This window comes from Mycobacteroides abscessus ATCC 19977, assembly GCF_000069185.1.
GTDB lineage: Bacteria > Actinomycetota > Actinomycetes > Mycobacteriales > Mycobacteriaceae > Mycobacterium > Mycobacterium abscessus.
Genome location: NC_010397.1, coordinates 4800024 through 4824129, shown reverse-complemented (window position 1 = coordinate 4824129; position 24106 = coordinate 4800024). Strand labels below are relative to the sequence as shown.

Here is a 24106-nt window from a genome sequence, read left to right as displayed (position 1 = left end):
TGAGCTACTCGGGCGCCGGTTCGCCGGTGTAGTCGCCAAACGACCACAGGTTGCCTTCGGGATCGCGAACCGCGAACTCGTGGGCACCGTAGTCGGTTTTGGCGAGTGGCCGGACAATGTCGGCCTTCTTGGCAACGATCCGCTGGTACAGGCCGTCGGGGTCGCGGGTCACGACGTATGCGCCCGCGGTTCCCGGCTCCAGTGCCCATTCACCGCCGGGCCGGTGGCTGCCCAACATGATGCCGCCGGTGCCTTCTGGCCAGTTCAACTGGGCATGATCGACCCGGTCGCCCTCGCCGTAGCGGGCCGCGAGCAGGAAGCCGAAGGTGTCGACGTAGTACTCGATGAGAGCCGGGGCATCCTTGGCCTTAAGGGTCAGCCACACGCTGGGCGTCGAGGTAGTCATGCTCACACTCTGATCCGAACGAGTGTCCGCCGTCTTGTATATTTCGGAACTCCGCGGCCAGCCATGTCCGTGGCGGTACGCCGGTGAAGCGCACGAACTCGTGTGTCAGATGCGCCTGATCGCTGAACCCGGTTTCGGCGGCTATAGCCGCCAGGTCGACACGCCCGCGTCGCGCCGATAGCGCGAGCAGACTGGTGGCCCGCTGGAAGCGCATCAGCATCGCCACGGTCTTGGGTGATCTGCCGACCTCACGCTGGAACAGGGTGGTCAAATAGCGCGAGCTGATTCCTACCCGGGAAGCCAAGGTGCTTACAGTAATTCGTCCTTGACTGCGCTCCAGCAGATGCCAGGCCTGCACTACCTCTGACCGGACGGGCGCCACCGAGCGCTGCCTCCGCGACTCCGTGAGGTAGGTCGCGACGGTATCGAACGCATCCGACCAGCGACGTTGCCGTGCGGTCCGTTCCGGCAGGCCGGCCACAGCACCACCCAGAATCTCGAGTCCCTGGAAATCGGTGACCGGCAGTTCTGCGCTGGGCACCCCGAACAGGGCACGGGACGCCAGGGGATGTACCGCGAGCTGTATCCCGGCCTGACCAGGACGCTGCCGAATATGCGGGGCACGGGTGTGCAACCCACCGAGAACCAAAGGATTGGGCCGGGCATCGTCGAGTGCGGCGGCGGAGTCTGCGCTCTCGACCCCGTCATCGAGGCTGACAATGAATGTCAAGGTGGCTGAGGGCATACCGAGATGGATTCCGTCGGGAATGTCGCGCGCACGGTAGCCCACCATTGACGCGACGCCCGGCACACTGCGCACCGGTGCGACGACGAAATCCCAGTTGGGCGCCTCGTTTCCCGCCATTCCTATCTACGCTACGCGGTTCTACCGGGATTTTCCGGGGAGTAGCCGGTATTTGATCCGCTCTGGATCGGCTCGGTACCAGGTGATGGTCTGCTCAATGCCAGCCCGCCAAGTAGTCGCGGTGCGGCCGGTGAGAGCGCGAAACCTGCTGTCGTCCACTAGGAATGGTTGTTCGAACTGATACAGCAGCTCGGCGCCCTCGCGGACGATCGGGGCCACCACCTTGAGGAGCGCGACCATAGGTGGTGTCAGCCTTCCGACTTTGGGGACGGTGCCGGCTTGACTTGCGATCAACTCGATGAACTGCCTGCCGGTGATGGCGGGTGCGACGGGGACGTGGAAGACCTGGCCAACAACTGCGGGATGTTGCCCGAGATCGGCGAGTGCCTTGCCGAAATCCCCGATGAAGGTCGCCGTCATGGGCAGGTCTGGGTCCCCTGGCCAGATGGCCTTGCGTCCGGTTATACCGGCAGCGAATACCCCTGCGCCCAATAGGGATTCTACCCGTGGACCGTAGAGCTCGGCGGCCCGCCCGACCACCGATTCGGTTTGTCCCCGGGCATAGGCCGACGCGATCATCTCCGCGGCCAGAGCGCGCAATGCGCCCTTGTAGGCCACCGGCCGCACCGGGCTATCCTCGCGCATAGGACCATTCACCTTGCCGTACATCCAGGTGTCGTCGGCGTAGACAAGCCGGGCCCCGACATTGCCCGCGGCGGTGATCAGCGAGCGGGTCAGGTCGACATAGGTGGGTAACCATGAACCCATTGGCGGTAGCGCGCAGTGATACAGGCTTGTCGCGCCCGCGCAGATCTCGGTGATTCGCACGGCGTCAGTCGCGTCGGCCGCAATCTCGTCGACTCCACTCGGTGCGCCGCGGCCGCTGCGGCTGACGGCTCGCACCGTATGGCCGGCGGCCAGCAGCTCCCTACACAGGACGGTGCCGGTCGCTCCGTTGGCTCCCACCACGACGTGTATGCCCACGGCGCCTCCTCTACAGATGTAGAGGGAATGTACTCTACGAACGTAGAGGGAGGCAAGATGGCCGATGATCGGCGCACCCAGCTGGCCGATGCCGGGCTGGCCGTTTTGGCGGCGGGCGGCGCACGGGGTTTGACCCACCGGGCCGTCGACCGCTCGGCTGAACTGCCGGAGGGTTCCACCTCGTATTACCTGCGCACCCGAGTCGCGCTGTTGCAGGCCTGTGCGACACGGCTTGGGGAGCGGACCATGACGGCGGTGGTGCCGCTGGCGGAACCGGTGCACCTAGACATTTCCGCGTTGACACAGCTCGCGGTGCGCGCTGTGCGGGCCTGGATCGCCGACGGTGGCGTGCTGGTGCTGGCGCGGCATGAGCTGCTGCTGGAATCGGCACAGCATCCCCAGATGCGAAGCGTTCTTGATGCCGCAACCGATCACATCCGCGGGCTGCTTGAGCGGCGGCTGATTGCACTGGGAATCTCCGATGCCGCGGAGCGCACAGGAGACCTCATCGCCTGCCTTGACGGCATCGCGCTCGCCTATGCCGTCCGCGGAGTCGCCGCGGAGGATGCGCTGCGGCGAAGCGTGACGCGAGTGGTATCCGGTCTGCTTGCTGTTCGGGACTAACCTTGGCACGGTGACCAGCGCCGGCGAAGAGCAAAGGCTGCGTGATCTGGCGCGGTTACGCAGGGTGCGCGACCGGATCGACCGCGAATACGCGCAACCGCTGAACGTCGAGGCGCTGGCCCGAGAGGCGCAGATGTCAGCGGGCCACCTGAGTCGGCAGTTCAAGAGTGCGTACGGGGAATCGCCCTACTCCTACCTGATGACCCGGCGTATCGAACGGGCCATGATGCTGCTGCGCCGCGGAGACATGAGTGTCACCGACGTCTGTTTCGCGGTCGGGTGCTCATCGCTGGGAACCTTCAGCACTCGCTTCGCCGAACTCGTGGGAATGTCACCGCGCACCTATAAAGAGCGCATTGTCGATCACGCCGGTATTCCGTCGTGTGTCGTCAAGCAGGTCACCAGACCGATCAGGAATCGAGAAGCAACGCCTGCAGTGCGCGGCTAGCGTCACCGGTATGGACATCACGATCAACGCGAGTTTTCTGCCACACACCGATGCCGAGGCCTCTCTGGCCTTTTATCGCGACGCCCTCGGATTCGAGGTCCGCAAGGACGTGGGATACGAGGGGATGCGGTGGATCACCGTGGGGCCTGCCGGGCGTCCCGATATGAACATCGTGCTGACACCGCCCGCAGCGGATCCGGGTGTCACCGATGAGGAGCGCCGCACCATCACCGAGATGATGGCCAAGGGCACCTACGCAAGCATCATGCTGGCGACCGATGATCTGAGCGGGCTTTTCGAACGTGTGCAGGCCGCCGGCGCTGAGGTGATGCAAGAGCCAACCGATCAGCCCTGGGGGGCTCGAGACTGCGCTTTTCGTGATCCCGCCGGATGTACCGTCCGCATCCAGGAGCTTGCCTGAACGGCCAAGAGTTTCAAGATAACCCAGAGACGTGCGTGCCCAGCATGCGAGCGCCTAAAGTTGACGCGGGGAGGTAGGCCATGGGAAAGAGTCCGTACGCGGTGTTGGGTGGTGCCGCGCTGGCCGGCGTGGGTGCGGCCGTGGCCGGGATTGCTGGTTCTGCCGCCGCCTTGCGTAGTCCCGCCGTGCTACGGCGCCTGAACAAATGGGCCGCACACAGGTTGACCGACGAGCAGCGAGCGGACCGGCATGCCGCCATCCTGCCGACCCCGATCCCTGGACCCAGCTTCTACTCGGACCCAGGTGATCTCGCCGGCCGTGTCAACGGAGAAGTGATCCGCCAGCAATATGTGCGGCCCCGTCTGCCGGTACCGGGTGCCTCCGTCCAGCGATTCATGGTGCGTTCCACCAACACCGCCGGTGATGCGGTACCCGTGACGGCGACGCTGATCGAGCCCAAGCGCCCATGGCGCGGCCCGGGCGCCCGGCCGGTGGTAGTGCGTAATCAGCCGATCAACTCGTTAGGGCTGAAAGCGGCACCTTCCTACCGGATAGCGCGGGGCATGTATGTCGACGTGCCGCCGCTGGCACCTCTGCTGCTGGCCCGCAACTACGCGGTGCTGATACCCGATCACGAGGGTCCGCGAATGGCGTACTCGGCGGGCGTGATGGCCGCGCACGCGGTTCTTGATGCGGTGCGCGGAATGCACGGGATGCGCGCCGATCTCGTCGACGCTCCGATGGTGATGGACGGCTACAGCGGCGGGGCCATAGCGACTGTGTGGGCGGCACAGGAGCAACCCACCTACGCGCCCGAGCTGAGATTTAGCGGTGCAGTCGCGGGCGGCACACCAACGGACTACGCACTGTTGTATCGGAGTATGAACGGTGCCTTGGGATCTGGATTGTTCGCCGCGGCCACCATCGGGCAGGCACGCGAATACCCGAGCATGGTCGAGTTGTTCGGGGATTTTGCTTTCTATATGTCCACGCTCGTCAAGGACTTGCCGCAACCGGCGTTGGCGGCGGCCGGGGTCGCGCGTATCGATCTGGACGTGCTGGCTGCCGTACCGGCGCCATTCGACTCCGACATCGCGCAGGATGTCATCGCCGCGAACAAGCCTGGCGCCGCGGCGCCGAACATGCCGATCTTGCTCTACCACGGATCGCGCGACCGGTTCTTAGGTGATCAATTCATCCCCGAACAAGGTGTCACCGAGCTCGTCGGAAGCTGGCGGTCCAAAGGTGCGATGGTGGACTACCTGCCTGTTCCTGGCGAGCACATGATCGCCGCGGGCTGGGCGATGCCCCGTGTGCTGCGCTGGATGCGTGATGTTTTGGGCGACTAGGAAGCTACGAATCAGGATGTGACTCAGGGTTTTCCCGGAGGCGCAGGCGTCTACGCGACCGCTAGTCTCGCGGCTATGACATCCATCGCGCCCGAACAATCCGGCACCTCCGAGAGTGAGGCAGTCCGGGGACCGGCGCGCTGGACCTCGTTGCAGAAAATCGGATTCCGGGTGTTGTTCACTGTCGGCGGCGGAATTCTGCTGCTCTCGGTGTACGACAACCTCGGTTTGTTCGGTCTATTCGAACCGGTGTTGTGGCTATCTGCACAGATCGGCAGTTTCCTGATCCGCGGGCACGGTATCGAGCTCACCGTATCGTCCGGGGGCGACCTGTTGTGGTTGTGGTGCTACCACCTGGGGTGGGTTGTCATCGCGCTGGCAATTGTCGCGATCTGGACCCTGTCGGACCGTCACCGTGCCCACTACCGCCGGCTGTCGGCTTCGTTGTGGGTATTCGCCAGATTCGGGCTGGCCCTGTCGATGATCGTTTACGGGATGGCCAAGGCGATTCCCACGCAGATGGGATACATGACACTTCCCGACCAGCAGCTTCAATTGGTCGGTGACACAAGCCTATTCAATACGCTGTGGGGTTTCATGGGCGCCTCGGAGCCCTATTCGATAGCCACAGGGCTGGTAGAGCTAGCGGCCGGGCTGTTGCTGCTATGGAATCGGACTTGGGTGCTGGGCGCGTTGGGCTCCGTCTTTGCCATGGCGCAGGTATTCCTGCTCAACATGACCTACGACGTTCCGGTGAAGCAGGTGTCCGGAGAATTGTTCTTGATCGCGGTGGCTATCACCGCGCCGTTGTGGCCGAACCTGGTGCGCGTAGTTTTCAACCGCGGGACAAGACCGGTGCGGCTATGGTCGCCACTCGGCACGGGCCGTCGCTGGCTGCTGAGGACAGGCATCGTCTTGAAGTTCGTCCTGGCGGCAGCGTTGACGGTGCAATGCGCCTTTCTGAGTACGCTGATTTACTCGACGTATAAGACGCCTACGTCCAGCCTTGACGGTGTCTGGCGTGCAACATCATTCACCGTCGACGGACATGAGGCGACGGTGGGCCAAACGAGCCCCGCACCATGGTCCAATGTGGCCATCAGCCATCGCGACAAGGTAGAAGAGTTCGGCGTGCGGGCCTTCGTCTCCCAGACGCCCGACGGGCGCACATCGCGGTGGATGCTAGAGGTCAACGGTGATCAGCTGGAGTTACGTAAGCGTAAATCCGAAGCACCGCAACAGGTTTTACACGCTCACCAATCTGATCCGGACCGACTCGTACTTAGTGGTGTGGTGGAGGGCAAGCAGATTGCCGGCACTTACGAGCGCCGGTTCATGGAGCGTAGCAAGTACGGCTTCCGGTGGGTTCAGCCGGAGATGGACCCGGACGTGGTGGCCGTCGGCGAGTAGCCCAAGAGCCGGGGCGGTGGCAGCAAGAGCTATTTCTGAACGAGTAGTTCATTCCCAAATTTGGCTGATATCAAGGCATTAGGCGTTGCCAGACCGGGCCGGAACAAATTTCGGATTGTGGCGTTCACGAGGCGTCAACGTGGTTTACTCGTCGGTAATCGGGTCGCGCGCGACGAGGCGTGCCGCACGTTGGCGGTGCTTCGCATACGACCGAGCCTGGGTGCCCCGCATTCGAAGTTCGGTTATCCGTTGTGTTCACATCCGATCTGGAGATACATGTTTGCGCAGCTGACATGCTGCCGAGCGCGGAAGACAGTCGGAGGGACTCAAGATTTTCAGGCTCTTGAAGCGCGTGTGGATTCCGCTGGTGCTCGTGGTGGTGGGTATTGCAGGCGGATTCACCGTGTCTCGGTTGCACGGTGTATTCGGGAATGAGCGTCGGCCCGAGTACGCGACCGCCGATCGCGAAGAGAAGCGGCCCCACGACCCCAAATACCTGGTCTACGAGGTGTTCGGCCCCCCGGGCACCGTGGCAACCATCAGTTACTTCGACGCCGATGCCGAACCACAGGTCATCAGGCAGGCCGCCCTGCCCTGGTCGGTGGAGTTTCCGATCACCGAGGCGACCGCCATGGGAAACATCACCGCGCAGGGCGACACCGACAGCATAGGTTGTCGCATCCTCGTGGGTGACAAGGTCAAAGACGAGAAGATCCGATACGGCGTAAGTGCTTTGACCTTCTGCATGTTGAAGGCCGCATGAGTAACCGTAACGAACCTCCCACAGAACCGCTGCCTACGCTCAGCCGACCGTCGTTCTTGGCGCGGATGATCCACCGCCTAGCTGTGCCCATCATCCTCGGCTGGTTGGCGATCGCCGTAGTCTTGAGTATCAGCGTTCCCTCACTCGAGCAGGTCGAGAAGGACCACGCCGTGGCGATGAACCCCGACGCGGCTCCGTCATTTCAGGCAACGCAACGAATGGGCAAGCTGTTCGACGAGTCGAACTCCGGCGTGGTGGCCATGATTGTCGTGGAGGGCCAGCAACCACTCGGCGAGGACACCCACCGCTACTACGACGACCTGATTCGCCAGCTGAAGGCCGATACGACACATGTGCAGCATGTGCAGGATTTCTGGGGCGATGACATGACGCAGGCCGCCGCGCAAAGTCTCGACGGCAAAGCCACCTATGTGCAAGTGGCCCTTACTGATCCACGGCAGGGTGTCTCGGCGAACCAATCGGTGGAGGCCGTTCGTGGGATCGTGGACAGGACTCAAGCCCCGCAGGGAGTCAAGGCCTTTGTCACCGGCCCGGCCGCATTCGCCGCGGATCTGGGGCCCGCGGGTAACCGGACCGTCTTACTGGTCACGGGGCTGAGCCTGGCGGTCATCTTCACCATGCTGCTTCTGGTCTACCGCTCGGTCGTCTCGGTCATCCTGATGTTGGTGGTCGTCGGCATAGAGTTGACCGTGGCCAGAGGATTCGTAGCCTTACTCGGCAATCTGGGATTCATAGGCATCACTACATTCGTCGTCAATCTTCTTGTGGCCCTGGCTATCGCGGCAGGAACCGACTACGGCATATTCTTTACTGGGCGATACCAAGAGGCACGTCGGAACGGCGAAGATAAGGAGGCGGCGTTCTACACCACCTTTCGCAGCGTTGCCAAGGTGGTCCTTGGTTCGGGCCTGACCATCGCCGGAGCCGTTCTGTGCCTACACTTTACGCGGTTGCCGGTGTACCAGACGCTGGGCGTAGCCACCGCCGTTGGCATGGTCGTCGCGGTGGCCGTCGCCATCACGCTGGTCCCCGCGGTCATCGCCGTCGGCAGCCGATTTGGCCTGTTCGAACCGAAACGAAAGGTTACCGTCCGTCGCTGGCGTCGGATCGGTGCAGCCATCGTGCGTTGGCCGGCGCCGATTCTCGTCGCGACGTGTGCGGTGGCGCTTATCGGTCTGTTGACGCTGCCCGTCTACCAACCCAGTTACAACGACCAGAAGTACATTCCGCAAGATATCCCGGCCAATGTGGGATATGCCGCTGCCTCGAGGCATTTCCCACAATCATTGATGATGGCACCGGACATTCTGTTGATCGAGGCCGATCACGATATGCGCAATCCGGTCGACTTTCTGGTTCTGAACAAACTGGCCAGGGGAGTGCAAGCAGTCCCGGGTGTTTCGAGGGTTCAGGCGGTTACGCGCCCGGGTGGCGAACCTCTCAAGCACACCACTATTCCGTTCATGCTCAGCATGAGTAGCGCGAGCCAGTCGCATCTGATGCCCTTTCAGCGCAACCGCATGGATGACTTGCTGGTCCAGGCCGACGACATGCTCAAGACGATAGCGATCATGAAGCGCATGCAAGCGTTGACGGAGCAGATGGTTGGGACCACTCACGATATGGTTGGGACCACGCATGAACTCGAAGACATCATGAATGACTTACGAGACCACGTAATGGATTTCGATGATTTCATTAGGCCACTGCGCAACTACCTCTACTGGGAGAAGCACTGCTACGACATCCCGGTGTGTCAGGCCCTACGTTCAGTTTTTGACACCCTCGATGGCGTTGACGAGGTATCGGACAAGCTAAGCGATCTGGTCGCGAATCTTGACAGGCTGGATGAACTTCTCCCGCAAATGGCCGAACAGTTTCCGGTGATGATCGAGACGATGGAATCCACGCGGAAAATGATGTTGTCCATGCACAGCACCATGTCCGGGATATTCGACCAGATGGAACAAACCACCAACAACGCGACGGCGATGGGAAAGGCGTTTGACGCCGCTCAAAACGACGATTCGTTCTATCTGCCGCCGGAGGTCTTCGAGAACGAGGACTTCAAACGTGTGATGGACATCTTTCTGTCGCCGGACGGAAAGGCGGCTCGACTGCTCATTTCTCAGCGCGGCGATCCCGCGACGCGCGAGGGTATGTCGCTTGTTCAGCCGATAGAGACGGCGGCTGTGGAAGCGCTGAAAGGCACCCCGCTGCGAAACGCCAAGATCTACATGACCGGCACTGCGGCGTCGGTGAAAGACATCGTCGACGGTTCTAAATACGATCTGTTGATCGCGGCGACGGCTGCGCTGTGCCTGATTTTCGGAATCATGTTGATCATGACGCGCAGCTTTGTCGCTGCGCTGGTAATCGTTGGCACGGTGGCTCTTTCGTTGGGGGCCGCGTTTGGTCTGTCCGTTCTGATCTGGCAGAGCATTCTGGGTATCCCGTTGAACTGGGTTGTGTTGGCGATGTCGGTGATCATCTTGTTGGCGGTGGGGTCCGACTACAACCTGCTGTTGGTGTCGCGTATGAAAGAAGAGCTGGGTGCCGGTATCAATACGGGCATCATTCGAGCGATGGGTGGGACCGGCAAAGTGGTCACCTCGGCGGGTCTGGTCTTCGCGTTCACCATGTTGTCCATGGTGGTCAGTGACCTTGTCACCATCGGGCAATTGGGCTCCACCATCGGGATCGGCTTGTTGTTCGACACTCTGGTGGTGCGGGCATTCATGACACCGGCCGTCGCGGCGCTGTTGGGGCGGTGGTTCTGGTGGCCACAACGAGTGCGCCAACGTCCTGCTAGGGCATTCCATGCTTCAGCTGGTCCTCGCCCGTTGATGAGTTTCCTTCTCCAGAAGCAAGAGCGCTGAACGCGATGATTGCCTTTGTCTGTCACCGGATGACGACCGGATGAGTATCCACCGGATGAGTGGCCGGCCGCCGCTGCTGGCCGGGTTGATTCGACGGCTCTCCGTACCGATCATCCTCGGCTGGTTGGGCATGATAGCCATCGTCACGTTCGCTGTTCCTTCGCTGGAGCAGGTCGGTCGGGAAAGCTCGGTGTCTCTGGTTCCTCAAGCGGCGCCGTCCTTTCGGGCGATGCAGCGGATGGGCGAGGTGTTCGGAGAGTCGAATTCCGACAGCGTGGCGATGGTCGTGTTGGAGGGACAACAACCACTGGATGACGAGGCGCACGCCTACTACGACTCGCTGGTTCGGCAGCTGGGAGCCGATACCACCCACGTGCAGCACATTCAGGACTACTGGGGCGATCCGCTGACCGCGAGTGGTGTGCAGAGCGGCGATGGCAAGAGCGTGTATGTACAGATCAGTCTCGCAGGCAACCAGGGGCAGGCCTTGGCCAATAAGTCAGTGGAGGCGGTCCGGAGCATCGTGGAACGCTCTGCGCCACCGCCGGGAGTGCAGGCCTACGTTACGGGACCGGCGCCGCTGGTGACGGACATGAACGATGCCGGGAACTCGTCCATTATCAAGATCACCGCGGTCACGCTCGTGGTGATCTTCACGATGCTGCTCTTCGTGTATCGCTCGGTGATGACCGTGATTCTCCTGCTGATCATGGTGGGAATTCAGGTACAAGCGGCCCGCGGTATCGTCGCGTTCTTGGGCGACCAAGGGGTGATTGGGCTTTCGACCTTCTCGGTGAACTTGCTGGTATCACTCGGCATCGCTGTCGGAACGGACTACGGCATATTCTTCACCGGGCGATATCAGGAAGCGCGCCAGTGCGGCGAAGACCGCGAGACCGCCTTCTACACCACCTACAGCGGTGTCGCGAAGGTCGTAGTGGCCTCCGGGCTGACGATTGCCGGAGCTATCTTCTGCCTTAGTTTCACGCGGCTGCCCTATTTCCAGACCATGGGTATACCCGCTGCGATCGGCATGGCGGTGGCGGTAGCCGTGGCGGTGACGCTGGTGCCTGCGGTCATCAGCTTCGGCAGTCGATTCGGGTTATTCGAGCCCAAGAGAAGAATGATGGTCCGCAGATGGCGCTGGATCGGCACGGCGACCGTCCGTTGGCCGGGCCCCATCCTGGCGGCGGCTTGCGCGGTCGGGTTAGTGGGCCTGCTGGCTCTGCCCGGTTATCAGACCAGCTACGACGACAGACTGTATGTGCCCCAGGATATTCCCGCCAACGTGGGTTATGCGGCAGCGCAGCGGCACTTCCCCGAGTCGCGCATGACGCCCGATGTCATGCTTCTTGAAGCAGACCACGATATGCGCAATCCCGCGGACTTCGTGGTTCTGCACAAACTGGCCAAGGGCCTCTTCGCCGTACCGGGAATTTCCATGGTGCAGAGCATTACTCGGCCGGAAGGCAGTCCGATCGAGCGGACATCGATACCGTTCCAGATCAGTCTGCAGAGCGCAGGCATGTTGCAGATTCTGCCGTTCGGGAAAGAACGCGTGGACGACATGTTGAAGCAGGCCGAGGACACGACCAAGATGATCAACCAGATGCAGCACACCTATGAGTTGATGAGCAACATCTCCGGCATCACCAACGAAACGGTCGTCATGAACCGAGAGCTGACGGCGACCGTGGATAGGCTGCGAGATTACATCGCCAACTTCGATGATTTCTTCAAGCCACTGCGCAATTACCTCTACTGGGAAAAGCATTGCGAGACCATCCCGATCTGCTTCGCGATCAGGTCAGTGTTCCAGGCACTTGACGGTACCGATCTGCTCAGTGAGCGCACTCACCGGATTCTCGAACGCGTCGAGGAGATGAACCTGTACCAGCGGGAGTTGATCGCCCTATTCCCGCCCATGATCACGACCATGAAATCAATGCGCGCCATGATGCTGACGATGCACAGCACCATGTCGGGAATCTTCTCTCTCATCGACCAAACCGCCGCGAATGCCAGCGCGATGGGAAAGATCTACGACGGCGCCCAGAACGACGATTCGTTCTATCTGCCACCGGAGGTGTTCGAGAACGAAGACTTCAAACGAGCTATGTCTCTGTTCTTTTCACCGGATGGAAAGGCTGTTCGACTCATCCTTACCTATCGGGGTGATCCGGGAACCCCGGACAGCCTTTCGCGGGTGAATGCCGTGCGGTTGGCGGCCCAGGAGGCGCTCAAGGTAACGCCGCTGGAGAATGCCACGATTCATCTGGCGGGTACCGCGGCGACTTTCAAGGATCTACGGGACGGTTCGGCCTATGACCTCTTGATCGCGGGTGTGGCTGCGCTGTGCCTGATTTTCGGAATCATGTTGATCATGACGCGCAGCTTTGTCGCTGCGCTGGTAATCGTTGGCACGGTGGCTCTTTCGTTGGGGGCCGCGTTTGGTCTGTCCGTTCTGATCTGGCAGAACATCCTTGGTATTGAACTGCATTGGCTGGTGTTGGCGATGTCGGTGATCATCTTGTTGGCGGTGGGGTCCGATTACAACCTGCTGTTGGTGTCGCGTATGAAAGAAGAGCTGGGTGCCGGTATCAATACGGGCATCATTCGAGCGATGGGTGGGACCGGCAAAGTGGTCACCTCGGCGGGTCTGGTCTTCGCGTTCACCATGTTGTCCATGGTGGTCAGCGACCTCCGGGTGATCGGGCAGGTTGGCTCCACCATCGGGATCGGCTTGTTGTTCGACACTCTGGTGGTGCGGGCATTCATGACACCGGCCATCGCGGCGCTGTTGGGGCGGTGGTTCTGGTGGCCACAACGGATACGCCGCCGGCCCGCCATAACGTCACAAGCGCCTGCTGAGCGCCGGATGAGAGTACTGCTTGATGCCTGACTTGAGCGCTGGTATCCGATTTATGCCAAATATGTTGGAAAGAAAGGAAGTAAACCTATGTTGCGTTTGTCGCTGAGGGGTCTCTCTGCCGTGTTGGGAGGGCTCGTGTTGTCATCGACGGTCGGTGCCGGGATCGCCTCGGCGGACCCCGACTTGGACTTGGCCATCAACACAACATGTAGCTATCCACAGGTGATCGCCGCACTCAACGCACAAGATCCGCAATTCGGTAAGGCTCTCTCTCAGTCGCCGATACTGCAGCGCGGCCTACGTGAGTTCCTGGCAGCCGGCCCGGAAAAGCGGGCGCAGACCGCACAAGACGTGGCGAACGCCCCAGCCTTCCAGCCCTACCTTGGCGTCATGGAACAGGCCTACCGGACTTGTCACAACTTCTGACTTCATCAATGGATCTCGCCGGGCAAGCTGAAGTCGGCCAGGGTGAGTTCAGCCAGCTCGCGTAGCGCTTCCTTGGTGTTGGTCGCGCCGGGTTGGTAGGCGCCAACGCTGATGAAGATCTTGCCGTTGAGACGGCCGGAGAGGATGAACATCCGGCCACCGGTCCGCTCGAGTAGCTGCCGCCGTTCGCGCTGCCCGGTGGCACGTGCGTTCTGGAAGTCGGCGAGCGTTCCCGCGGGCCAGCCGATCATGGAATGCAGATCGCCTAGATAAGAACAGAACACCGACTGATCGGGGTCCGCTGGCATCCTGGCGACCATCCGCTTGAGGGTGCGTTCCGGCGCGAATGACGGTAGCCACAGGAGCAGTTTGGATTCGTCGGGCGATTCCTTCAAGGTCTTGAGGGTCTGCTTGATGGCGGCCCGAACCTCGCGCAGATCTGTGGTGAGCGATACCGGATCGATGCTGACGCGAGCATAAGACAGGGCCATTGCGCGGGTGTCGTTCTCGGTGCGATCGCTGATCGGAATTTGCAGGGTAATCGCCCCGTCATGGGCGCGCCGTCGTCCGATTCGCTCTCCGAAACGAGCTGCGAAAGCAGCGGCGAGCGTATGACTGGCGCCACCAAGAGCTTCCGCCCGGGCATCCCACGCATCCAGGCCGACATAAATGGTGATAGCCGGCACCAGCACAACTTCGTCGGATGGAGCGGTGCTGCCTGCGGGGCGTACCGCGACCGGTGCCAGCCCGGGGAGGTTTTTGTCACGTGCCTGCTTACGCCCCAGCCTTACCGCAGCGACCAGCGCGCGGGTGGCCTGGGGCACGTCCCGTGCAGTTTGCCGGACATCCTGGCCCAGCGCGCGTAGTCGCCTGCGAGACAACGGTAATGGGTAGCCGAGGTCACGGGTTCTCCCCATGACCGCTTCGACGATGACGAGAGCTAGCCCGAGGCCGTCGATTAGATTGTGCGACAGCACCAGGCTGATCGCTGTCGTGCCATCCTGGAGCGGAAGGACACCGATATGCCAGCCGGGGCCCGATTCGGGGTCGATATGCAGCTGTGAGCGTTCATCGACCCATTCGCTGAATTCTGCACGCGGACGGGCTCGCTCCTCGATATCGATATCCGCGGGCCCATGATCTATCACCCAGCGATGCCGGGCGATCGGCAGTGCCGGTGCTTCGATGCGCCGTCCCAATAGTCCCCGGCCCAGATTGTGACGGAAGCGCTGCAAGGCATCGAGGTCGATGGCGTGCGAATACAGCCAAGTGACCTGGATGATCACATTCATACCGGCGGCGTGGTGCTCAGCGAGCAGCGCTTCATCTGCCAACGCCAGTCGATTGTCCATCGCGGCAGCGCCTTTGGACGTACGGCGCCTGCTGAGAGATTTACGCATATGCCGGATCTGCCCAGGCACCGATCGGACTCCTTACCCTAGACCACGGTCGACTGTTTCCGGTGTGAGCGGCAATCGATGTGGAAATATGTCCGGCGCAGTTGCGGCGCATCTCTGTCGGCTGCTCAGCCGAGCCCGCGTCAACCGAATAGCTTCGGAGCCTAGTCGCTTCGCGGGAAGGTTGTGGAGAAATCTTCCACATGATCACCGTGCGTAATCTGATGTACGGGCAGCCCCACAGTGCTGCTGCCGCGCATCTTCCGCATATCTGGATTGGTATTGCATTTTTGTGCCCCGCAGCGTTTTTGATTTTGCGACTGGTGCATCGGAAGGCGTTGCGGTGATCCATGATGTTCTACGTGGAGAACAGTGCCCGCGATATCTCGAGCATGCCTCGCGGCGGTCCCAACGCCTCCTGGCTGGACCGGCGATTGCAGACCGACCGACTGGAATACCTGGACCGCGATGACGTCGATGACCTCAAACGTAGGGTCATGCAGTCTCTTGACCGTGCCGGGCGTCGACGGTGGATCGGCATCCATGAGAAATGTGCCCGCATGGCGATTCGGGAGGTGGCGGATGTGGACCGTCCGAAGATCCTTGAACTTGGTGCAGGTCTGGGTGGGTTGTCGCACAAGCTATTGGAAATGCATTCCACCGCACAGGTGACGGTCACCGACGTCGACCCGAGCTTCGTGGCCGCGGTGGCGGCGGGGGAAATTGGCAGCCATCCGCGTGCCACGGTCCGACAGCTGGACGCAACCGAAATAGATTCTCCGGGAGGATATTACGACCTTGCGGTATTTGCACTGTCCCTGCATCACCTCCCACCAGAGCTTGCCGCGCGAGTCTTCGCGACCGGGACCAGGGTGGCCCGAAAGCTATTGATTGTTGACCTGCCCAGACCGCCGGTGCCGTTACACCTCGCGCTGCTGGCAGTGGTGCTGCCGCTTGTTGCCATCTCGCCGTTGCAGCACGATGGATTCATCAGTTCTCTACGCGCGTACAGCCCGTCGGCGTTACGTGCGTTGGCGCATCACGCCGATCCCGCCATCAACGTAGAGTTCCGGAGCCGGCGCGGCCTGGGGCCGACGGTGGTCGTCGCCAGCCGTCCGTGACAGCGCGGCTGAGAATCGGAAACCCGTTTCGTATCACCGTCGTTACCACATTGCGAAAAGCGTCTCGATGTCATCACATGTATCGCGAACGCATGATTCAATGTGCGACAGTCAATTACGTCTAGAAACTCGTTCTGATCGGATGGTCCCATCAGGACCGGGCGGTGTACCGCTGGAGGATCTCATGGTGTGGCACGATGCCTTCCTGTTGAACGCGTCCGGCGGCTGGAGGCCGAGTTCATGAGTCCGGATGGTCAGGGACGTCCCGTTCTCCTCTTCGTCATGGGCATGGCCCGGTCGGGCACGTCGGCGATCACTCGGGTTATCTCGTTATGCGGTGGTGTGCTTCCGGCCGCGCTCGCGGGAGCCAATCCGGCGAATCCGCGAGGTTATTGGGAGCCACGTAAGGCGATCATCCTCAATGAGAGGATCCTGCATCGCAACGGCAGTTCACGGTTCGACACGACGTTGCGCTTGCAGGAGCCTGACGCGTTCAGCGCCGTGGAGAAGACCGCCTGCATAGCCGATATCCAGGGGTACCTGGCGACACTGCCACCGGCCCCCCTGGTGGTTATCAAGGATCCCAGAATAAATCTGCTGTCCGATATGTGGTTTGAGGCGGCGCGGAAGTCTGGATTCGATGTGGCGACGGTCATCGCGGTGCGTCATCCGACAGAAGTCGTCGCGTCGGTTGCCGCCCAGGCGGCCGCCTCGCCGGAGTTTTCCAGCGCCTTATGGCTCAAGTTCAATCTGTTGGCCGAGGCCCACACCCGCGATGTACCCCGCGTGTTCGTCGGTTACACCAATCTGCTGGAGGACTGGCGCACGGAGATGAAAAGGATTTCGGTGGCGCTGGGGGTCAATCTGGATGCCCGTGACGATATGGCTATCGAGGCGTTTCTTGAAACCGATCTACGGCGTCAGAAGTACTGCGGGCCGGTGACAGAGCCTTTCGGCACGGATTGGATGTCTGTCGTCTATGAGACGCTGTGTGTGGCTGCGAGCGACGGACCTTGGGATTCAGCGGAACTCGACCGTGTCCTGGCTGCATATCGATCAAGCGAACGAGGGTTCCGCATGATGGTCGAGGACTTCCAGAAGTTCCAGAAGCTCAGTCGGCGGACCCGCCCGTCGATGATGAAGTTGATCTACGAGGTGATGGCGGCAGCCAATGGGCGCCGCGGAACGTGGGCCTGAACAAGTCGGCTCTACTACGCGTTAGCGGTTCAGGCCACGCCGTTGATCACCTGGATGATTCCCGCGATCGAGAAGATGGTGATCAGCATCTGTCGTCGGTGGGCCAGTGCCCAGTCATGTAGTGGTTGGAGTACCGCAATCGTTCTCGCGGGTGCGATCAGATAGCAGATGAGGGTGAGTTCGGCCACCGTAAACATCCCGAAGACAAACGCGATGACGGCAATGATCTGTGTTCCTATCGTGGAGCCGGATGCCACTACGGGCGTGAGTACGAAGATGACCAGCATCGGCGGGGGAAGTCCGCAGAGACCGAACACGAATGCGACCCATAAAGCGCCCTGTTCCCAGGCAATTTGCAGATGGCGTAGTACGCGCCGAAATATCGAGCCGGCCGCTACCCCGGAGTTACTGGAGACTCCGAACGGTGACGTGATGGGACGAGGTTTCTCGGAGTCAACGGTGGGCACGTTGCTCGCTGCCACCGGTATGTGGGTGCGCTCGCGAAGCGCGCGCACGGCGAGCAGTGTGGCGATCGAGAGCATGAGAAGACCCATCCCGAGGTTCACCACGCGGGTGGTGACATTGCTGCCCGGTACGGCCATGTTTTCCACAAAGGAACGGAACGACGGTGCGACGTGTAGGACCGCCAACGGCACCAAAAGACCTGCGAGGCTCACGATCATGCTCCCGAGCCAATAAGCCGCCAGGTTCTGCACTGGTCGCGGCCGTGAGATCATCAGGACGATGACGGCGAGCAGTACCGGATTGACCGCGAACATGATCGCCATCGCGAGCAGTAGACCCCACACGGGCCCGAACACTACCGAGACGGGCGCGTTTTCTTGGGGGAATTCACAACCAATGCGGGCAGCAATACCAATCGGTGATCTGGCGAACCGTTGTGTCCGAATGGTTTTCGCCTTGGCATCAGGCGATGGGGTGTCAGATCCCACCGAGTCCATGGATCAGAAGTGATATCCCAGCCACCATGCACATGGCGATCAGAATTTTTCGGCGATGGGTCAGCGCCCAGTCATGCACACGCTGAACGACAGCGTGAGTTTTCGTCGGTGCGACCAGGTAGCTGATCAAGGTGAGTTCGACGATTGCCAGTACTCCGAGCGCGAATACCGCGGCGACGATGATTTGGGTCGCGGTGTTTGCGCCAGAGGTCACCAGGATGGCGATGAGAAATAGACCGGCGTCCGGTTCGATGCCGCCGAGTAGTAGGCCGATCGCGAATGCGACCCAGAGGGATCCGGTCTCCCACGCGAAGGTGGCGCGGTTGAGCATCCGCCTGAAAGGCGAGCGGTCTTGGGACGTGTCGTCGTCGGCATGACCCAGTAGCCGCGACAGGGGATTTGGTGCCGGTGAATCCGCATCTGTGGGGGGCACGTTTCCGCTGATGGCCATGTGGTACTGACGCTGCCGAAGCAGTGGACGTGTCGCTATCAGAACGGCCACAGAGAGCGCGAGCAGTCCCATGCCGACCTGAATGTGGCGGATGGTGGGGCTGATCGCGACGCCCTCGGCGAACGACCTGAACACCGGTGTGACATGTAACAGCGTCAGTGGCAACACCACGGCGGGAATGCAACCAATGAGGCAACCGGCCCAATAGACGAGCAGGTTCGGCACTGGCTTGGGTCGGGAGATCACCAGAAGGGTAATGCCGAGGCGGATGGGATTGAGGGCCACGAGTACCACGAGAGCCAGTACCGATCCCCACACGTTCGGACACACTACGCGGTAGGTTCGTGATCCGTGGTTCCTTTGAAGGTTGTCCTGTGGCGCACGGTCCTCAGCCCGCGGATATCTGAATGATGGCCGTTACCAGTGAATGCCGGCTATGCCGCGCGGCTGGCCCACACCCACGGCTCGAGATCCGCGAGATGATGTTTGGCACTCGAGAGGTGTTCGAGTACTTCAGCTGCTCGGCGTGCGACACCTTGCAGATCGTGAATGTGCTCGAGGGCGAAGATCTCATGCGTCATTATCCGGCGACCTACTACTCCCACAACGGCTCGGGACAGCCAAGCGCTCTTCAATGGTTGGTCACACAGCGCGACCGCCGGAAATTAGACGGCGGCGGAAGGGTATTCGGAGCGCTTATGTCGAGACCGATACCAGAGGGCATCTTCCGGGTGCTCCTGGGTGGGGATGCCGTGAACATGCTTGCCGAGCTTGGAATCGGACGCGACGCGCGAATCCTGGATGTCGGCTGCGGCAGCGGCGCATTGTTGGACAGGCTCGCGCGAGTCGGATTCAGCAGCCTACTAGGTGCCGATCCGTTCATCGCGGCGGATGGTCAATCGCGTGAAGGCATACCGCTGCTGCGGAGGTATTTGGGCGAAGTGACAGGCGAATTCGATCTCGTCATGTTCAATCACTCGCTCGAACACATGCCTGATCCGGTGTCGACGCTTCAGATTGCGGCCCGCAAACTTACTACCGGAGGCATGTGTCTGGCCCGCGTGCCAACTACGTCATCGGAAGCATGGTCGGTCTACGGGGCCGATTGGGTGCAGGCGGATGCTCCCCGGCACATGGTCATACCGTCGAGACGGGGAATGGCGCTGGCCGCGGAGCGAGCCGGTCTGCGTGTCTTGCGGGCATTTGATGATTCGACATTTGGCCAATTCACGGGGAGTGAAGCGTATCGGGCCGACGTTCCGGTGACCGATCCCAAGATCCTTACGATGTTCCGGCCCAAGCAGATCTGGGAATGGGAGAAGCGCGCGAAGAGGCTCAATCAGCAGCACCGCGGTGACCAGACCGGGTTTGTCCTCCGTGTCAAATGAGGTGAGAACTGAACGATCTGCCCAAATCTCTTGGATTTCAAGATAATAGCGTGAGCGCCGAGTTATGCTGCCGGGCGGTCGAGCCGTGGCGAGGCTCCCGCTTTCATTCCGCAGAAACCGGGGAAGTGAAGGGCTGAGATCCGCGATGAAATTCGTACTCTCATTTTATGGAACACGTGGTGATGTCGAGCCTGGTGTTGCCGTCGGCCGAGAGCTGTTGCGCCGCGGACATGATGTGCGCATGGTCGTTCCACCCGACCTGGTCGGCTTCGCGGAGGAGGCCGGGCTTGCCGCGGTGGCATGCGGACCGGATGTGCGGGTCTGGCAGGACGTGAACCGCGATTTCTGGTCGCGATTCCTGCGCAACTTCTGGAGAAATTTCTGGCGAATCCGGGATCTCAAGGAACTGTTGCGTGAGGACTGGCGGTTTCTCACGCAGTGCTGGCAGGAGGTCAGTTCGACGCTGAGGTCGCAGGCCAAGGATGCTGATCTGCTCTTCACCGGGGTCCTCGGAGAGGAATCGGCCGGCAATGTCGCGGAGTTCTACGGCCTCCCGTTCGCCACGCTTCATGTGTTTCCGATACGGGCAAATGGACAGTTGGTTCCGGGTATGCCGGCGCGAGTGGGCCGGTCCATCATGAAGCTGTCGGAGTGGCTCGGTTGGCCGCTGTTCAAGAAGCTTGAGGATCCTCAGCGACGCGAGTTGGGCCTGCCGAAGGCCACCAAACCGTCACCGTGGCGGATCACCGAGCGCGGATCGCTGGAAATCCAGGCGTACGACGAAGCCTGCATGCCGGGATTGGCTGCCGAATGGGCGGAATTCGGGGGGCTACGGCCATTTGTCGGGGCGTTGACTTTGGACCTACCGACGGCTTCCGATGACGAGGTCGCCGCATGGATTGCCGCCGGGGCACCGCCGATCTGTTTTGGATTCGGCAGTATGCCCGTCGAGTCCGCGGATAGGACTCTTGCCATGATCAGTGCCGCCTGCGACCAACTGGGTGAGCGCGCCTTGCTGTGCGCCGGCGGCAGTGATTTCAGCCAGGTTCGTCATGTTGAGAATGTCAAAGTAGTTGCCGCGATGAACTATTCGACAATATTTCCAGCGTGCAAGGCGGTAGTGCACCATGGCGGTGCGGGTACCACTGCGGCCAGCCTGCGCGCGGGTGTTCCTACGCTGGTGCTGTCCACTGACCTTGATCAAACACTGTGGGGGGCGCGCGTGAAGCGATTGAAGGTAGGCACCGCCCGACGATTCTCGGCTTCCACAGAGAGGACCTTGGTCGCGGACCTGCGCAGCATCTTGGATCCGCAGTGTGTGGCGCGGGCCCGTGAAGTGGCAACCCGCATGACCAAACCAGCCGAAAGTCCCGTAACCGCCGCTGATCTGCTGGAGAACTTCGCTCGTGTGCGTAGGGCCGATTGACGGCCGAACACGCATGGATGTGACAGGCAGGAAGCCGCGATGAAATTTGTGTTGGCCAGCTACGGGACCCGTGGTGATATCGAGCCGTGCGCGGCTGTCGGCCGTGAGCTCATCCGCCGGGGGCACGACGTGTGTATGGCCGTTCCGCCGGACTTGATTGGATTCGTCGAGGCTGCCGGGCCGACCGCGGTACCGTACGGACCTGATCTGCGGAACGTCCTTGACGCGCATCGCGAATTCTGGACACATTTCTTCAGAAACTTCTGGAGAGTCCAGGAACTGATCGAGAAGCGGCGTGAAGTGGTCGAGCCCTTTCTGCTGTGCTGGAAGGACATCGTCGGGACGCTGACGTCGTTGGCGGAGGGAGCCGACTTGCTCTTCACCGGCGTCAACTTCGAGGATGCCGCAGGCAATGTCGCGGAGTACCACGACATTCCGCTGGCTACATTGCATCTCTTCCCACTGCGGTCCAACGGTCAGTTCGTGCCTTTTTTGCCCGCTCGGCTCGGCCGCTCGGCCATGAAAGCGGGGGAATGGTTGGCATGGCAGAACGCGAAGAAGGTTGAGCGTGTGCAGCGCGAGGAGCTGAGGCTTCCGAGGGCCACCAAGCCGTCACCGTGGAGAATCACCGAGCGACGGGCGCTGGAGATTCAGGCCTATGACGGGATGTGCTTTCCGGGGCTGGCCACAGAATGGGGCGGGTTCTCCTCCAATCGGCCCTTTGTCGGCGCGTTGACACTGGATTTACCAACGGATTTCGATGAGGAGGTCGCCGGATGGATCGCTTCCGGGACACCGCCCATCTTCTTCGGTTTCGGCAGTCTGCCCGTCGAGTCCGCCGATCAGACGTTCGCCATGATCAGCGCTGCGTGCGCACAGTTGGGCGAGCGAGCCCTGGTCTGCTCGGCCGGATCAGGCTTCGGCGATGCGCCCGATGCCGAGAACATCAAAATCGTGCACGCGATGAACTATTCGGCGGCCTTTCCGAAGTGCCGTGCGGTTGTCCACCACGGCGGCACAGGCACCACCGCCGCGGGTCTGCGTGCCGGGGCGCCTACGTTGATCTTGTCCACGGACCTGGATCAGACGCTGTGGGGCAGACGCATCAAAGAATTGAAAGTCGGGACTACCCGGCGCTTCTCGAGTACAACCGTGAAGACCTTGACATCGGATCTGCGCGCCATTCTTGATCCGCAGTGTGCGGCCAGGGCGCGCGAACTGGCCACTCATATGACGAAGCCCATCGAAAGCGTGACGAAGACGGCCGACCTTGTGGAGGGCCTGGCCGCTTCCTATCGCTGCGGATCCCGCGCCTGACCGGTGCCGTGTACGTCGGCGGGGCATGTCGGCGTGACCGCGGGCGCGCAGGTCCTGATCGCGCGCACGCTGATGGAACCGCCGCGATGCGGTACGAAGGTGACGTGCTTGGCTTGCTGCTTCTCATCGGGAGCAGTGGTGGTATTCAGCTCCACGCGCCGCAGGATTTCGCGCAGTACAACGCGTATCTCGACCATCGCGAAGGTGGCACCCAGGCAACGGCGGTTGCCGCCGCCGAACGGTAGCCAGGTGGTGGGGCTCAACGTGGTGCCAACCATCCGATCGGGGTCGAATCGTGCCGGGTCGGGGTAGACCGCGCCGCTCGCATGCACCAGTCCGATCGCCGGGTCGACCATGATCCCTACCGGTAGTTGATAGCCGCCCACTTCTACAGATTCCTTGAGAACTCTGCCAGAGCTGAAGATCACCGGACGGATCCGCAGGGTCTCCTTCACCACGGCGTCAAGGTACTCGTCGCCGGCCGGGTCGCCCGCCGCGCTTGCCTCCGCGGCCTGTGCGGCCTTGAGGAGCGCATCCGGATGGCGGGTGAGACGTTCCAGTACCCACGACAGTGCCGTCGCGGTGGTCTCATGACCCGCAGCGATGGAGGTCAAAAGGTGGTCACGCAGTTCTTGGTCTGACATGGTGCGTCCGTCGTCATCGGTGGCGCGCACGAGCATGGCCAGCACGTCGGTTCGCTCGGTCAGGTTTGGGTCAGCACGACGTTCGGCAATCTCCGCGTAGAGCAGGGCGTCGGTCTCGGCCATCCGACGCCCCACCGCTGTCCATGGCCAGTAGCGCCGCAGGCCCGGATTGGTGATCGCCGGTGTTTCCCATGGCTTCATGTAGAGCAGACGCGGCACGACCTTGCGCAGCGCGGCCAGCCGTACTGGATCGGATGCGCCGATGACTGTTCGCAGGATTACCTCGAGGGTGATGTCGGTGGTACGGGGAGCAACGGGAAAGCTCTCCCCGACCGGCCATTCGGCGATGTTTGCGGCAGCGATCTGGGCCATCTGGGTGGCTTGCCGCGCTACGGCATCGCGATGGAACGCGGGCATCAGCAGTCGCCGCTGATGGTGGTGTTCGTCCTCATCAAGGACAAATAGAGAGCTGTCCCCCAGCAGGCCGCGGAAGAACCAGTGCGCTTCGCCGGAATGAAATACATGCGGATCGCCCGCGTACACGGTCTTGATATCGGCGGGATCCGCGAGATATACAACCTTGCCCGACAATGGAATCCGCAATGTAAACATGTTGCCGTAGCGGCGTTGGCACCCGGCCAGGAAGCGTAGGCCGTAGCTCGCCATCAATATGGACTGCACCGCCAAAGGCAGCGGAGGTCCGGGTGGCAGTGCGATTTTCGCAGTTTTGCTCAC

21 protein-coding genes are annotated in these 24106 nt (G+C 61.4%); 14 read left to right on the top strand and 7 right to left on the bottom strand.

Going from position 1 to position 24106, the window contains the following annotated elements:
* Positions 1-4 precede the first annotated feature (4 nt).
* From MAB_RS23850 to MAB_RS23840, 3 genes are all read right to left on the bottom strand, one after another.
* Complete coding sequence (locus MAB_RS23850) at positions 5-406, bottom strand: VOC family protein (RefSeq protein WP_005123490.1); 402 nt, start codon at positions 404-406, stop codon at positions 5-7.
* Positions 369-1199: a helix-turn-helix domain-containing protein gene (locus tag MAB_RS23845; RefSeq protein WP_005112619.1), complete on the bottom strand. Its 831-nt coding sequence runs from the start codon at positions 1197-1199 to the stop codon at positions 369-371. The genes MAB_RS23850 and MAB_RS23845 overlap by 38 nt, the downstream gene beginning before the upstream one ends.
* A 93-nt stretch (positions 1200-1292) precedes the next feature.
* Complete coding sequence (locus MAB_RS23840) at positions 1293-2255, bottom strand: NAD-dependent epimerase/dehydratase family protein (RefSeq protein WP_005082579.1); 963 nt, start codon at positions 2253-2255, stop codon at positions 1293-1295.
* Between the two features lie 57 nt (positions 2256-2312).
* Between MAB_RS23840 and MAB_RS23835 the strand changes: the two genes are divergently transcribed.
* The 9 genes from MAB_RS23835 to MAB_RS23795 all read left to right on the top strand — a co-directional run bounded on the left by MAB_RS23835 (position 2313) and on the right by MAB_RS23795 (position 13468).
* On the top strand, positions 2313-2879 hold the full coding sequence (locus MAB_RS23835) for a TetR/AcrR family transcriptional regulator (RefSeq protein ID WP_005112616.1): 567 nt from the start codon (positions 2313-2315) through the stop codon (positions 2877-2879).
* A 10-nt stretch (positions 2880-2889) separates the two neighbouring features.
* Positions 2890-3327: a helix-turn-helix transcriptional regulator gene (locus MAB_RS23830; RefSeq protein ID WP_005089143.1), complete on the top strand. Its 438-nt coding sequence runs from the start codon at positions 2890-2892 to the stop codon at positions 3325-3327.
* Between the two features lie 10 nt (positions 3328-3337).
* Positions 3338-3748, top strand: coding sequence for a VOC family protein (locus MAB_RS23825; protein ID WP_005078910.1), 411 nt, complete (start codon positions 3338-3340; stop codon positions 3746-3748).
* 80 nt (positions 3749-3828) lie between these two features.
* Positions 3829-5097 (top strand): lipase family protein, encoded by a 1269-nt coding sequence (locus tag MAB_RS23820; protein ID WP_005082572.1) that lies wholly within the window; start codon positions 3829-3831, stop codon positions 5095-5097.
* Between the two features lie 75 nt (positions 5098-5172).
* Entirely contained in the window at positions 5173-6507 is a 1335-nt protein-coding gene (locus tag MAB_RS23815; RefSeq protein WP_005115502.1) for a hypothetical protein, read from the top strand.
* A 352-nt stretch (positions 6508-6859) separates the two neighbouring features.
* Positions 6860-7270, top strand: a complete 411-nt coding sequence (locus tag MAB_RS23810; protein WP_005064760.1) for an MmpS family transport accessory protein — start codon at positions 6860-6862, stop codon at positions 7268-7270.
* Positions 7267-10170 carry an MMPL/RND family transporter gene (locus MAB_RS23805; protein ID WP_012296789.1) on the top strand — a complete coding sequence of 968 codons (2904 nt, stop codon included), beginning with the start codon at positions 7267-7269 and terminating at the stop codon, positions 10168-10170. Before MAB_RS23810 ends, MAB_RS23805 begins: the two co-directional genes overlap by 4 nt.
* A 40-nt stretch (positions 10171-10210) precedes the next feature.
* Positions 10211-13072 (top strand): MMPL/RND family transporter, encoded by a 2862-nt coding sequence (locus MAB_RS23800; protein WP_005112612.1) that lies wholly within the window; start codon positions 10211-10213, stop codon positions 13070-13072.
* Between the two features lie 57 nt (positions 13073-13129).
* Positions 13130-13468 (top strand): hemophore-related protein, encoded by a 339-nt coding sequence (locus MAB_RS23795; RefSeq protein ID WP_005089138.1) that lies wholly within the window; start codon positions 13130-13132, stop codon positions 13466-13468.
* A gap of 5 nt (positions 13469-13473) precedes the next feature.
* On the opposite strand, the gene MAB_RS23790 is transcribed toward MAB_RS23795, so the two are convergent.
* Positions 13474-14889 (bottom strand): hypothetical protein, encoded by a 1416-nt coding sequence (locus MAB_RS23790; RefSeq protein WP_005112610.1) that lies wholly within the window; start codon positions 14887-14889, stop codon positions 13474-13476.
* A gap of 329 nt (positions 14890-15218) precedes the next feature.
* Between MAB_RS23790 and MAB_RS23785 the strand changes: the two genes are divergently transcribed.
* Positions 15219-15986 carry a class I SAM-dependent methyltransferase gene (locus MAB_RS23785; protein ID WP_005095651.1) on the top strand — a complete coding sequence of 256 codons (768 nt, stop codon included), beginning with the start codon at positions 15219-15221 and terminating at the stop codon, positions 15984-15986.
* A 240-nt stretch (positions 15987-16226) separates the two neighbouring features.
* Positions 16227-17183: a sulfotransferase family protein gene (locus MAB_RS23780; RefSeq protein WP_012296788.1), complete on the top strand. Its 957-nt coding sequence runs from the start codon at positions 16227-16229 to the stop codon at positions 17181-17183.
* A gap of 29 nt (positions 17184-17212) precedes the next feature.
* Here MAB_RS23780 and MAB_RS23775 read toward each other — a convergent pair whose 3' ends face one another.
* Both MAB_RS23775 and MAB_RS23770 read right to left on the bottom strand, forming a co-directional pair.
* Positions 17213-17992, bottom strand: a complete 780-nt coding sequence (locus MAB_RS23775) for a GAP family protein (protein WP_005098571.1) — start codon at positions 17990-17992, stop codon at positions 17213-17215.
* Positions 17993-18125: 133 nt separating this feature from the next.
* Entirely contained in the window at positions 18126-18914 is a 789-nt protein-coding gene (locus MAB_RS23770) for a GAP family protein (RefSeq protein WP_005112598.1), read from the bottom strand.
* Positions 18915-19003: 89 nt separating this feature from the next.
* On the opposite strand from MAB_RS23770, the gene MAB_RS23765 reads away from it, so the two are divergent.
* From MAB_RS23765 to MAB_RS23755, 3 genes are all read left to right on the top strand, one after another.
* The gene (locus tag MAB_RS23765; RefSeq protein WP_005112595.1) at positions 19004-19984 is read left to right on the top strand and encodes a class I SAM-dependent methyltransferase; all 981 of its coding nucleotides are present in this window, start codon (positions 19004-19006) and stop codon (positions 19982-19984) included.
* A gap of 145 nt (positions 19985-20129) precedes the next feature.
* Positions 20130-21410: a glycosyltransferase gene (locus MAB_RS23760; protein ID WP_005089126.1), complete on the top strand. Its 1281-nt coding sequence runs from the start codon at positions 20130-20132 to the stop codon at positions 21408-21410.
* Positions 21411-21449: 39 nt separating this feature from the next.
* Positions 21450-22727 carry a glycosyltransferase gene (locus tag MAB_RS23755; RefSeq protein WP_005112593.1) on the top strand — a complete coding sequence of 426 codons (1278 nt, stop codon included), beginning with the start codon at positions 21450-21452 and terminating at the stop codon, positions 22725-22727.
* On the opposite strand, the gene MAB_RS23750 is transcribed toward MAB_RS23755, so the two are convergent.
* The gene (locus MAB_RS23750) at positions 22703-24106 is read right to left on the bottom strand and encodes a cytochrome P450 (protein ID WP_005112590.1); all 1404 of its coding nucleotides are present in this window, start codon (positions 24104-24106) and stop codon (positions 22703-22705) included. The two genes, MAB_RS23755 and MAB_RS23750, sit on opposite strands and share 25 nt — an antisense overlap.